At 62.6% G+C, this 12,875-nt stretch carries 11 protein-coding genes; 6 read left to right on the top strand and 5 right to left on the bottom strand.

The annotated features are described in order from the left end of the window. Positions 1 to 23: 23 nt before the first annotated feature. The 3 genes from DU475_RS02125 to csgH are packed head-to-tail and all read right to left on the bottom strand — an operon-like array spanning position 24 to position 1,240. A complete protein-coding gene (locus tag DU475_RS02125; RefSeq protein WP_013501806.1) occupies positions 24 to 308 on the bottom strand; it encodes a curli assembly protein CsgF in 285 nt (94 codons plus the stop codon). 33 nt (positions 309 to 341) lie between these two features. Next, positions 342 to 872: a hypothetical protein gene (locus DU475_RS02120; protein WP_080964136.1), complete on the bottom strand. Its 531-nt coding sequence runs from the start codon at positions 870 to 872 to the stop codon at positions 342 to 344. Further along, positions 857 to 1,240, bottom strand: coding sequence for a curli-like amyloid fiber formation chaperone CsgH (gene csgH, locus DU475_RS02115; RefSeq protein ID WP_164630403.1), 384 nt, complete (start codon positions 1,238 to 1,240; stop codon positions 857 to 859). Before csgH ends, DU475_RS02120 begins: the two co-directional genes overlap by 16 nt. Positions 1,241 to 1,796: 556 nt before the next feature. Here csgH and DU475_RS02110 point away from each other — a divergent pair. Together DU475_RS02110 and DU475_RS02105 are read left to right on the top strand one after the other, a co-directional pair. Then, a complete protein-coding gene (locus DU475_RS02110; RefSeq protein ID WP_164630401.1) occupies positions 1,797 to 3,545 on the top strand; it encodes a beta strand repeat-containing protein in 1,749 nt (582 codons plus the stop codon). 396 nt (positions 3,546 to 3,941) lie between these two features. After that, a complete protein-coding gene (locus DU475_RS02105; protein WP_013501810.1) occupies positions 3,942 to 4,358 on the top strand; it encodes a helix-turn-helix domain-containing protein in 417 nt (138 codons plus the stop codon). 394 nt (positions 4,359 to 4,752) lie between these two features. Here DU475_RS02105 and DU475_RS02100 read toward each other — a convergent pair whose 3' ends face one another. Continuing rightward, a complete protein-coding gene (locus DU475_RS02100; protein ID WP_047307586.1) occupies positions 4,753 to 5,238 on the bottom strand; it encodes a hypothetical protein in 486 nt (161 codons plus the stop codon). Between the two features lie 390 nt (positions 5,239 to 5,628). Then, positions 5,629 to 6,111 (bottom strand): hypothetical protein, encoded by a 483-nt coding sequence (locus tag DU475_RS02095; RefSeq protein WP_013501812.1) that lies wholly within the window; start codon positions 6,109 to 6,111, stop codon positions 5,629 to 5,631. Between the two features lie 717 nt (positions 6,112 to 6,828). Here DU475_RS02095 and DU475_RS02090 point away from each other — a divergent pair. The 4 genes from DU475_RS02090 to DU475_RS02075 form a co-directional block, all read left to right on the top strand. Further along, positions 6,829 to 7,668 carry a TIGR04325 family methyltransferase gene (locus DU475_RS02090; RefSeq protein WP_246700215.1) on the top strand — a complete coding sequence of 280 codons (840 nt, stop codon included), beginning with the start codon at positions 6,829 to 6,831 and terminating at the stop codon, positions 7,666 to 7,668. A gap of 353 nt (positions 7,669 to 8,021) precedes the next feature. Then, positions 8,022 to 9,815, top strand: a complete 1,794-nt coding sequence (locus DU475_RS02085; protein ID WP_164630399.1) for a DUF4407 domain-containing protein — start codon at positions 8,022 to 8,024, stop codon at positions 9,813 to 9,815. 243 nt (positions 9,816 to 10,058) lie between these two features. Then, positions 10,059 to 11,495, top strand: coding sequence for a mannose-1-phosphate guanylyltransferase/mannose-6-phosphate isomerase (locus DU475_RS02080; protein ID WP_164630396.1), 1,437 nt, complete (start codon positions 10,059 to 10,061; stop codon positions 11,493 to 11,495). Positions 11,496 to 11,563: 68 nt separating this feature from the next. Beyond that, the coding region (locus tag DU475_RS02075; protein ID WP_164630394.1) for a phosphomannomutase/phosphoglucomutase at positions 11,564 to 12,875 on the top strand (1,312 nt) is incomplete at its 3' end.

Below are 12,875 nucleotides of genomic sequence, written 5' to 3'. Positions count from 1 at the left end.
GACCGAGCAATGTTGACGCTCGGTTACGGGCTGGTCGAAGCAGTTGTCGGCGTACCGCCGATCACGATCACGGACGAACCGCTTCCGATATTGCTCAGCGCCGAGCTCAATCCGGACAGGTCGGGCGTGTTGTTGCTGCCGGATTTGGCCCCCATCCCCTGGGCCTGGGCGGTGCTCAGAAGGAAGTTGCCGTTGAGCGGATTACCATTGAAGGTCGGGCTGACCGGGCGATAAATCTGTTCGGTCGCAAGGCTGGGCGCCGTGAGAATCACCAACGCAGCAGCGGCTAGCAGAAATTTCGACTTCATCCCATCCTCCTAAAAGCTACAAACAATTCGTCTTCAGCGCCTGATCGGCAAGCCTCCGATCAGCAGTGCGCCGTTCGGTAATCGTCCGACAAGTAGGTTCAGCGGCGCTGCACCATTTCCCTGTAGGACGCCGACCGACGTTCCAGACGTACCAAGTAGCACAAGATTGGAGCGAAGGTTGTTGCCACTCTGCAACACGCCCACCGCATTGTGATGACCGCCGATAATGCCCACGTTGGAGACGTTTCCGAAGCCGTGCTGAGCCTGGAAAACGGAGTTGTAGGAGCCGATTTGCAGCGTGCTTGCGTAATTTCCACCGCTCACTCTGGGCGCAGCCATCTCCGGAAGAGACTGCTTCTGCTTATTACCGCCTGCAAAGCTCGCCGCGGTACTGTTACCGAGCAACGAGGGCGCTAATCCGATCACAGGGCTGCCGCCATTGCCGGTGGCCTGCGAAATATAAGCGGTTTCTCCGCGTGCGATCGTCGCGTGTCCAAGGCCCGCGGCTGCGACGGCCAGCACGGCGGCCATCGAGTAGAATCGCGATGTCATGGCGAAACACATGATGCGCTCCCTTGATTGGATCTTATCGTTAGTTCAGCCCGAAGCTGTGCGTCTGGCGACCGATCGACGATGACGCTTGTCACCACCTCGTCCGCCGGGCCGGCGAATTCGAAAGTCCCGCTCTGGGCGTTCTGGCTCACGCCGCCTGGCGATTGTTTGAAGACGGTCAGTCGATATTCGCCGGCCGCAGCGTTTCGCGCGTGGACGATCGCGTCGAGCCGCAGCAGATCGCCGTCCGGCGTATTTCTGATCTCGCAGTCGAGTCCCATCGTGTTGCTCGCTCCGGCGTCGGACGACCAGATCAGAATCAGCAGCAGGCCCGTACTGCATCGGGTGAGGCGGCTGATATGTCGTGACGCGGCAAACATCGAAACAGCGGCTCTGGAAACGCGTGAACTGGTATGAACTAATCGACTTGCGTAGTTCGGAATTCGAAAGTGACGTCGTCTTCGTTGGCTAAGGCGGACAAAACCGTTTGATCGGCTTCGCTCGCCTCCCAAGGCGCGGGTAGTTAAACGCGGTTTAACAACCTCTACAAGAGTGGACTGCGAGTTGAATTAATTTGTCATCGGCCGGCTCGCTGTGTCGGCCAAAGAATCGCAAAAGTCACGATTTTTCGCCTTGAAGTGCACTGCTTTTCGCGGAGTTCCGGCGGTGTTGACATATGAGTCAACACCGGCGAGCTGCGGAGGCGCGGCGCGTTGACTTGCATGTCAACGCGCCGGACGGCGGCCGGTCGTCAGCGCCCCGATTCCTCAAAAACCGACCTGTTAGCTGACTGTTAGTTGGGCTGCGCTGCCCGGTTAGGTTGACGGTTAAAGTAAATAACCGGTTTACGGTTGTCCGAATAGTTAAGTTGGAGTTAAATCGATTTCGAGGGCGGCGATGGTCGTCGACCCCGCTTCGGATAACAGGGAATAAGTCATGAGAATGCTGACAACGCTGGCCGTTCTGTTGGCCACGACGTCGCTGGCTTCCGCCGCCAGCAACGAGTCGTTCATCGTGCAGGCCGGGTCGACCAACCAGGCGATCGCCGGCCAGACCGGTGGTAACAACAAGCAGGGCACCGTTCAGCTCGGTCGCGGTAACTCGGCGCTGACCGCGCAGAGCGCCGCTTCGTCGAAGACCAACGAGTCGGGCGTCCTGCAGATGGGCGTGCAGAACGGCGCCGTCGCGCTGCAAACCGGCGGCAACAACAAGCAGGGCACCGTGCAGGGCGGTGTGCGCAACTTCGCCGTCACCTCGCAGAAGGGCCGGCAGAGCGCCGCCACGCCGAACGACTCGACGACCGCCCAGTTCGGCGCGTTCAACGGCTCGATCGTCAATCAGAAGGACGGCAACAACAAGCAGACCACGCTGCAGGTCGGCGGTAACAACTTCGCGGCGACCTCGCAGGACAACGCCGGCGCTAACAAGAACACCTCCTCGACCACCCAGCTCGGCGCCTTCAACAGCGCGCTGGTCGGCCAGACCGGCGGCAACAACAACCAGACCACTCTGAGCGTCGGCGTCGGCAACTTCGCCGCCACCAGCCAGATCGGTGCCGCCGGTGGCAACAACGAGTCGGCGACCCTGCAGTTCGGCAGCTTCAACCGGTCGTTCGCCGGTCAGGCCGGCGGCGGCAACGATCAGGGCACGATGCAGTTCGGCTACGGCAACCTGTCGGCGACCGGCCAGTTGGCCAACGCCCAGGGCGCCACCAACTCGGCGCTCACCACCCAGATCGGCGTCGGCAACAAGGCGATGACCCTGCAGAGCACCAAGGGCTCGCCGAGCTTCGCGGCGAACGATGGCTCGCTCTCGGGCTCGATCACGACCACCAAGGCGTATTGGGATTTCGGCGGTCTGCATCAGCCGGGCACCACCAGCTACGGCCCGTACTCTTGGCCGTACACTGCGCCGGCGGTCTCGGGCGGCACCAACGCAGCGACGACCCTGCAGGTGGGTAAGGGCAACTCTGCTCTGACGGTGCAGAACTCGGAAGGCGCTCGTGCACCGCTGTCGGTTTCCGTCTCGGATACGGTGTTGGTCGGTGTTGAGAACAAGCAGTTCGGCCCGTGGAATAGCCCGACGACAAAGCCGGCTTACGGCACGGTGTCCGCGACCGCTAACCTTCCCCAGGCGATCGCGCTGAACGGCGTCAACAACAACGCCGCGACCATCCAGGTCGGCAAGAAGAACGCCGCGATCACCATGCAGAACGGCGTCAGCGCTCTGCCGGTGTCGAACGACTCGCTGGTCGCGCAGTTCGGCGAGAAGAACGCCGCGCTGGTCAGCCAGCAGAACGGCCTGAACGGTCAGGCCACCATCCAGCTCGGTGACCGCAACAGCGCCGTCACCCTGCAGAAGAACGCGCCGGCGTCGCTCACCACCAACGCCGCGGCGACCATCCAGGCCGGCTCGAAGAACCGCGCCTTTACCAACCAGATCGCCAATCCGCTCAATGTCGGCGCCAACGGATCGCTGATCGCCCAGTTCGGCAACAGCAATACCGCGGTCGCCGCCCAGAGCACCGGCCTGCAGCCGATGATCGGCGCGCTGAACACCCAGGCGACCGTCCAGGTCGGTACCGGCAACTACGCCGTGACCGCCCAGAACTCCGCCACCGTCACCAACACCTCCGTGACGGCGCAGTTCGGCTCGCACAACGTCGCGTTCACCTCTCAGCACTAAGGTGCCTTCGGATGGCGGGACGTCAGTCCCGCCATCTCCTTTTGACGGCTGACGCCGCTTCCTTCTAACGGCTGACGCCGCTGCGGCCCTTGCCTTAGGCAAGATTCTGAAGCGTTCGCTCAGGAAGCGTCCTGGGGGGCGCGAAAGTCCTCGGAAGAATTGGTCCGATATCCAGTTCGGTTGAACCGTAGCCCGGCAAGAACCTACTAAATCTCAAGACTTGGGGCCGGGCGTCGTCCGGGGATGGATATTCAGCAACACTCCGCGTGTATTCAATCGGCAATCCGACAAAAGGGCTGTCAACCCGGCTGCTTTGGTGCACAATGAACACTACTTGCAACTGATTGGACGGCGCCACTTTGTATTGAGGATCGCGGCTGGGTAGGAGGTTCCGCAGTGACGTCTTATCATTTCGATATCGGCGGTCGTGCGCAGAAGGCAGGACGGTTTATTGCCCGCGTACGAGACGAATTGCTCAAGGTGCTTTCAGAAAAGAAGAGGGACGGCCTGACCCAACAGGCACTCGCCAAGCGTCTCGGCGTCAATCGTTCCGTCATCAATCGCCAGCTCTCCGGCGAAAGCAATCTCACCTTACGGAGTCTGGCCGATCTGGCCTGGGCGATGGACATGGAGCTGTCGTTCGAGCTCCGACAGCCAGAACGCCATGCCGGGCAGAATGAGCCGGTGACGACTTCCACGCTGAGTTACGGACAGATCAAGGTCGTGAACATCTGCTCGGTGAAGAATGACCATCTTCCCGACCAGCGCGCTCGCAATTCCAATTTTCAGAGCTTCTCGGGAGCCGCGGAGTAGGGCTCTCGTCCCGCGGGCGCGCGGCGTCGACGGCCCGGATCTGTGGCCCCGCGCGACAGTTCAGCCGATCAGTTTCAGTGCTGCAGTCGCTCGATCAGTGCATCGCCCGTCACGGAAATGACATATCGCCGGCAGCCGGCGCCGTGCGGGCTCGTTCACGTCGGACAGCTCAGACAATCTGAAGGTCGGGGCAAGTTTGGTAGCCCGGGTTGCCGTCCGGGCCCGAGACGCTTGCGGTCCTCGTCCGGATCTCGATCACCGAAGGTCGGTCACTGCCCCGCACAGGATGGCGGGCGGGATAGCCGGCTGCGATCAAGGGCGGGGCCGGCGTGTTCGATGCCGGCGCGCCGGCGACGAGTAATGTCGTGGAAGGGCGTCCGGCGATCGGCGGCCCTCAGTTGATGGCGGCTTGTCCTTGCTCCAGGGCGACCGGAATCGTTGCCTGCGACGAGACCGCGAGTGATCCGAGATGCAGTTCGGTCGGGCTGTCGTTGATGACGGCGCGCACGTGGATCATGCCGGCCGATTTGATTTCGCAAGGCGAAAAGATCAGGCTCGCCGCAACCACGATGAATGGCATCATCGGCTGATCTTTCGGCAGGCTGGTGAGAAGATTGATCTGGTCCTGCAGCGCAGGGACTTCGATCGTCTCCTCGGCGATCGGTTTGTCTTCGCCCGGCAGATAGCATCGGACCCGCAGCGATCTGTAAGGCTGGTCGGCGGGCGAGAAGACGTTGAAGTGCACACACAGTTTGGGCAGCGACAGAGGAAACTCGTTCTTCACGAACATCGCCGAGTTGTAGCAGCCGATAAAGCTGAGTTTTCCGCCGGCTTCGGTGCGAATGTCGTCGCAGAAGATACAATATCCATACCGTTCCATTTTAACTCGCTTGAATAATAGGGTGTCGGAAAAGCATTCGGGCCAAAAGGCCGACTGAGCCGGATGTCTCAGTGAGCGCGCAGGGCCTGACCGGGCATTTCAACGCGTGTCGTCTGAACGTTCCGATCGACAGATCGCATGGGTGCAGCGCCGGAAAGCGCCCGGCGACAATCCTGCACCTCGGCTCGGGACGGAGCCGACCTAATCAAATTCAGTATCCGTGCGGCGCAGCTTTCGTCATCGGCAAGCGAGCGGCCCGAGTCGCCGAGCCGGCCAGCTAATTGACCGGCCGGCATCGCCACCGTCTGTTCGCGTGCCGCTGAAGCGCCGGAGCCGGCAGCTTGAAACGAGGTCGAAGTACGCGTCGTAGTTGTTGAATGGCCGCCAAGTTCACATCGAAATGACGTCATCGGGCGAACTCCCTGTGACACACAGGGTAGAATCTATACCCAATTCTCGTCGAATTCGGCGGACTGATGTGCGGTAACCTTTATATAAATTGTGATCTTTCACGTGGTCGGTCCAATCGCCGAAAACCGCCACGAAACAATCCTTGCGCAAGAACCAGCCGAAGATGCGCACGTCGGGGGTCTTCAGCTCCCATACGGCACTTTGCTCGACGCGTATCATTCTGAATTGTCGGACATAAACCAATGGTCGTCCGGCCATATAGGCGTAGAACAGCGCGTCGACCTGTTCGGCAGGTGTCGCCTCGCCGAGCCGTTGCTCGGGCTCCGCGCCCCCCAGCAGGTTCTCCAGCCATCCGATGAAACTGGGGGTGCCGTACAGCAGCCGGGCGGGCTGCTCGCCCGCTCCGAGATCCACCTCGATCCGTCGTATCACCCCTTGCCGCAGCAGATCCTCGATCGTCACGTGTCCCCGCGCGCTCCCCTTACGATCAGACTTAGCTCTGCAGGGCCCGCTCGATTGCCGCAGGCTTCTACAAAGCTGCCGGAATCCCCACCGGCAGCCCGACCAGATTCCCGTGCAAATTCGGTCGCGTCGTGGCCGAATGTTGCATTTCCCGCTTTCGTTCAGCGCCCCGTCGCTCGACGCGTATCGTCCACCAGCACCCGCGTTCGTTCAAGATAGAATGCAGCCGGTGGTTGTGTGAACGCTTTCTGCGCGTCATTCACAACGGACGTTCGCCGGTCGTTGCCCTTCCATTTCCAACGCCGGGAACGCTCGCTGTGCGTCGGGATCATTGTGCGAGGTTAACTCGGGCGAGGGCAGGGCACGCCCGCTGCGATCCACATTGGAAGGGGCATTGGGTTAACAAACACCTTCAGGATTGACTAAGAGTCTCGGGATCTTGTTTCCGTTTGGCGCAGCAGTTTTCGCTGGTCGGGCGGCCTGCAAACGGTTCTGCCCGACAGGGCGGCAAGCGTCCGAAATGGAGGTCTGCGTATCAACGCCAATTGTGGTTGCAGATGTCGAGCGGGTGAGGGCGATCGGCCGCGGCACCTCGGCATGGTGAGCAACAGTAGAGGTCGCGATCACGCCGGAAATCGCGCATCATTCAAATGACCGATGCGGACGGCGGCAGATTGGAAGGGCAGGGTGGTGATGGGATTTCAGAAATTGCGCGTCATGATCGGCTCCACCACCGCAATCGGTCTCCGGGCGCTCGCGCGATTGCCCCATGGCGCGCGGCTGATCGGTCTGGCGGCGAGCTACCCGGTGATCGAGCGTTGGTTGAGGGCGCTTCTGTGTGTCTATCAGCCCTTCCCGGACATCGAGACGGCGACCAAGTATATCCGCAGGTTCATACCGGCCGGTCACGAGCACTCCGACGTCGTGAGCCAGCTCAAGCAGTTTGCCGATGTGACGCGCGAGAGCGACTACCCGGTGCTGTTCTATTTGTCTGGTTACGCGCCGGGCCTGTCGCGCATCTTCGATCTCGGCGGCGGGATCGGCAACTTGTTCTACCCCTACGACCGCGAACTGCGACTGCCTGCGACGCTGCGCTGGATGGTGCATGATCTGCCGGACAAGGAAGAGATCGTGCTGCAGTTCGCACAATCGCGACACGAAAACCGGATCGGGTTTTCCCGGCGGATGGAAGACGCCTCCGGGGTCGATCTGTTCATCGTCTCCGGGGCGCTGCACTATTTTGAAGACGAACTGGCGGTGATCCTCGCCAGGCTCGCCGAACTGCCGCGCCTGGTGGTCGTCAACCGAACGCCGTTCTCGCGGGCGGATCCGATCGTGACGACGCAGGTCGGCGACGGCTATGTGCACGCCTGCAAACTCCACAGTCTGGCGGCGACGATTGCGGGCATGGAAGCCGTTGGGTACCGGCTGGTTGCGCGATGGCCTGTCCACGAGCGGGCAAGCCGGGTGCCGCTTCGTCCGGACCTGAACGACACATACTGGGGACTTTTCTTCGTGCTCGAGGCCGATCGCCGACGGCGGGACGCTTCGCTGTGAACGACGACCTTTGCATCCGCGGCCGGGCCGTCCGGAGCGTCGGTGATTTCAAGCTGGTCGATCGCTATTGGTATAAAGGCTCGACAGGCCTCGAACGAGTCCGGTCGGCGGTGTGACCTGCTCCGATTAGTTGATCGGCAAGCAGACGCGTTGACATATATGTCAACCGGCCGCGTCGAGATAACTGGTTGTGCCGCGCAGTCGGAGAGCGAAGCGCTCTTTCACCGGCTTTTTCCCAGTTCAGTTAACCTTTGACTAATCAGTTCATTGCCCGGCGCCTCCAAAAGGTGTTCGATCTTCATTGCGGGCGTCGGCCGTGAACGGCCTGAATCCGGTTCATAGAGGGGTGAAACATGCTCCAACGATTGCTTTATTTCATTGCCGGGGTCGACCGGGAGCTGATCGCCCGCTGCCCGCCGACCGACCGAATCTGGGCCATGCAGATCGGTTTCTCGCTCTGCCTTTCGTTCCTGGTGGTGTTCGGGGTCTCGTACTACGCCCTCGGCTATATCGTCGGTTCGACGGCGCTGCGATCATCCATTGCGGTGGTGATCGCGCTCACCGTGATGATGTTCGATCGTGCGTTGTTTCAGTCCGACTGGTTCGTGCAGGGCGCGTTCTGGTTGGACGACGATCAATCCGGGACGGCCGGGGAGGGGCTGAGGCGCTCGGTTTGGCAGTTCGTGAGGATCGCTGCGCGTCTGGCGATCTCGCTGGGGCTCGCCTGGGTAATTGCTCTGTTTCTCGAGCTCGCGCTGTTTTCCGATGCGATCTCGCAGAAGATCGATCGTGATCGGGTCGCCGGCAATCGCCCGATCTTCGAGCAGATCGACAAATACGCATCGGGGCTCGACCGGGAGATCGCGGAAAGCCGCTCCCAACTGACCGCGATCGAACAGCACCAGCGTGAGCTGCTGGCGCAGGCGCCGGTCCCCTCCGAGAATCCTGCCGCGGCGGATCCGGATGTCGAGCGCGAGTTGAAGGCGCTCGCCGAGCGCGAAGTCGGCGTTCGTGGCGAGGTCAGAGAGCTCGAGGAGACGATCAGGGAGCAGTCCCTCGATATGAGCGCGGAGCAGTTCGGTGAAAAGCTGCGGCCGACCAATAGCGGGCGAGCCGGGGCCGGGCGACGCTACGAACTCGCCAAGAAGCAGAAGGAGGCGGCGGAAATCCTTCTGCAGTCGCGCCAGGCGGAATTGTCGGACATCGTCGCGAGGCGCGAACGCATCAAGAATGACGCGGCGGCGCGCGTGGCGGCGGACCTGGCGCAACGGGAAGAACAGAGGCAGGAGTTCGCGGCCAAGCGGGCGGCCATCCAGAACCAGGTGGACACGGCACGCGCGAACTTCCAGATGCTGGAAAGCCAGCGCGAGGCCAAGGTGCAGCGCTATCGCGAACGCACGCTGGAAGGCTCCTTCGTCCAGCAAAGGAAGGACAGCAATGATCCCTTGGTGAGACTGACGGCCTATCAGGCCTTGAAGAGTGATCCGCAGGAAGGGCCGGCGATCACTTTGTTCTCGTGGATGATACGGCTTTTCGTCGTGTTCCTCGAAATCGTCCCGGTCGTCACCAAGATCTTCTTTTCTCCGCCGAGCATGTACGCGATCAACGTCCAGTCCCAGCTCAAATCCGCGCGGGTCGCTGCGAGATCGATGACGTGGAAGCTGGCGGATGCGGAGCCGGAACGCGACCGGCACAGCCCGGAGCCTGTGGCGCCGCCGATCGAGCCCAGTCAGGCGGACCATCGGGTGACCCCGATATTCCCGAGGTCAGAAACGCCCGAGAGGTCAGCGCCGCCTGAAACGGCCCGAGTTCCGTCGAATCCCGTGGCAAGACGACGATGGGGACTGCCGCTGCGGAGGGCGAAGGAGGAGTATCCGGCGCCCACCAATGACCAGACGATGATCGCGGCGATTCCGGTGCCTGCCGAGATCGGCGACAAAGCCGAGGCTCGACTCGTCGATGAAGTTGCGATTGCGCCTGCGGCGCCGGCGGACGAGGAGCCGCAGGTCGAGCAAGCCGTCCCCGTCAGCCAGTCCGAGGACGGGGAACGTCTGGTGGTCGTCTACAACGGAGGAGGCGTGCGGGACGTCGGTCCCAGCTCGCTTGCCGCCACAGAGAACGAGATCGCGACGCCGCGCCGTGCCTGACAGAGATATTCATCGTTACGCCACGGACCTCATCTTGATGGTCGAGAGGCCGCATCTCAGAGTCGAGCGTCGTGCGACCTGTCGGACGGGTGCGGGATGAGGTCTGTGGCGTTCCTGACTGCTGTGGCGTTGAGACGATATGTCGGACGAGCGACGATGGCGGATGGATGACCGCAGTGGGCTTTTCGACCAGATCGTGGACGTCAACCACGAGCAGATCGTTATCACAGTTGGGTGTTTTCGATGAACGGTGTCTGGAAGTCTGCGAACGATCGTAGGTGCGTGCCCCTGATCATGTGCGGCGGCGCGGGGACGCGGCTTTGGCCTGCGTCGCGGGAGGTGCGTCCGAAGCAGTTCCTTCCGCTGTTCGGGAAGCGCTCGACGTTTCAGGAGACGCTGCTGCGGGTATCCGATCCTGCGCTGTTCGGTCGGCCGATCGTGATGACCAATACGGGCTATCGCTTCATCGTGCTGGAGCAGCTCAGCGAGCTGGGCATCGAGGCCGATATCCTGCTGGAGCCGGCGCGCCGGGATTCGGGCCCGGCGATCGCCGCCGGTGCGGTCCTGGCCGATCAGCGCGATGCGAATGCCGTGGTTCTGGCGCTGGCGGCGGATCATGTGGTCCGCGATACGCGCAGCTTTGTCGAGGCCTGCCGCGCCGGCAAGGTCGCCGCCGACGAGGGCTTCATCGTCACCTTCGGGGTGAAGCCGGAACGGCCCGCGAGCGACTACGGCTATATTCGCCCGGGTGACCGGATCACCGACGGCGTGTTCAAGGTCGGGACATTCGTCGAGAAGCCCGACGCGGCGACGGCCGCGACCTATGTCGAGCAAGGCTATCTGTGGAACAGCGGCAACTTCATGTTCCGCGCGGCCTCGCTGCTGGACGAGTACCGGCAGCATGATCCCGACAGCATCGCCAGCATCACCGAGGCGGTGACGGGCGCCGGCCGCGATCTCGGCTTTGTGACGCTCGCGCCGGAGGCGTTCGGCCGGGCCAGGGCGATTTCGATCGACTACGCGGTGATGGAAAAGACCGCGCGCGCCGCGGTGGTGCCGGTCGATTGCGGCTGGTCCGATGTCGGCTCGTGGCACGCGGTGTGGGAGCTGTCCGACAAGGACGACCACGGCAATGCCGCGCAGGGCATGGCGGTGTTCGAGGACAGCCGCAATTGCAACGTGACCTCGGACAAGGCGCTGGTGGCGCTGGAGGGCGTCGACGATCTGGTGGTGGTGGCGACCACGGACGCGATCCTGGTGTCGCGCCAGAAGGATGCCAACGGCCTGAAGCGCCTGGTCGCCAAACTCAAGACGGTGGCGCCGGAAGTGACCCAGCAGCATCTGCGGGTGCATCGTCCCTGGGGCAGCTACCAGTCGCTCGACACCGGCGACCGGCATCAGGTCAAGCGCATCGTGGTGAAGGCCGGCGGCCGGCTGTCGCTGCAGAAGCATCACCACCGTTCCGAGCACTGGATCGTGGTGCGCGGCACGGCGCTGGTCACGGTCAACGATCTGGTCAAGCACGTTCACGAGAACGAGTCGATCTACATCCCGATCGGGGCGACCCATCGGCTCGAGAACCCGGGCAAGATCCCGCTGGAGCTGATCGAGGTCCAGACCGGCAGCTATCTCGGAGAAGACGACATCATTCGCATCGAGGACGACTACCGGAGGGCCTGACGGCCGGCGTCGCGCGGGCTTTCCGCAAACCCGCATCCCTGTTCTATCGTTGTGTGAGTTGTCCGCCGATGTTTCCGACGCCGCAGCCGCTTCTGACGGCCAATACCTACGCCTACGAATCCGAGCCGATGGTCAAGCCCACCGGCTTCCGCGAATACGACGCGCGCTGGCTGTTCGGCCAGGAGATCAACCTGATGGGCGTTCAGGCGCTCGGCATGGGGCTCGGCACGCTGATCGCCGAGCTCGGCCGGCCGCAGGAGATCGTCACCGGGCACGATTTCCGCAGCTATTCGGCGTCGATCAAATACGCGCTGATCGCCGGTCTGATGGCGTCGGGCTGCAAGGTGCACGACATCGGGCTGGCGGTGACGCCGATGGCGTATTACGCGCAGTTCGATCTCGACGTGCCGTGCGTCGCGATGGTCACCGCCTCGCACAACGACAACGGCTGGACCGGCGTCAAGATGGGCGCCAACCGGCCGCTGACCTTCGGCCCCGACGAGATGAACCGGCTGAAGCAGATCGTACTCGGCGCCGAGTTCAAGGCCGGCAGCGGCTCCTACGTCTTTCACCCGAACTATCCGGCGCGCTACATCGCCGACCTGACCAAACACGCCAGGCTGAAGCGCAAGCTGAAGGTGGTGGTCGCCTGCGGCAACGGCACCGCCGGCGCGTTCGCCCCGCAGGTGATGGAAGCGATCGGCTGCGAGGTGATCCCGCTCGACACCGAGCTCGACCACACCTTCCCGAAATACAATCCGAACCCCGAAGACATGGAGATGCTGCACGCGATCCGCGACGCGGTGCTGCAGCACAACGCCGATCTCGGCCTCGGCTTCGACGGCGACGGCGACCGCTGCGGCGTGGTCGACGACACCGGCGAGGAGATCTTCGCCGACAAGGTCGGGGTGATGCTGGCGCGCGACATGTCGGCGATCCACCCCAACGCGCGCTTCGTGGTCGACGTCAAATCCACCGGCCTGTTCGCGACCGATCCGGTGCTGCAACGGCAGGGCGCCAGGACCGAATATTGGAAGACCGGCCACTCCTACATGAAGCGCCGCACCAACGAGAGCAACGCGCTCGCCGGCTTCGAGAAGTCCGGCCACTTCTTCTTCAACGCGCCGCTCGGCCGCGGCTATGACGACGGCCTCGTCTCGGCGATCGCGATCTGCGAGATGCTGGACCGCGCGCCGGGCAAATCGATGTCGCAGCTCAAGGACGCGCTGCCGAAGACCTGGTCGTCGCCGACTATGTCGCCGCATTGCGCCGACGAGGTGAAGTATCGGGTGATCGACGAGGTCGTGAAGCATTTCGAAGCCGCACAGGCGAACGGCGATCTCGTCGCCGGGCAGAAGATCCGCGATCTCGTCACCGTCA

It is taken from the genome of Rhodopseudomonas sp. WA056 (assembly GCF_010906995.1).
GTDB lineage: Bacteria > Pseudomonadota > Alphaproteobacteria > Rhizobiales > Xanthobacteraceae > Rhodopseudomonas > Rhodopseudomonas palustris_G.
This window is presented reverse-complemented; position numbering and strand designations above follow the sequence as displayed.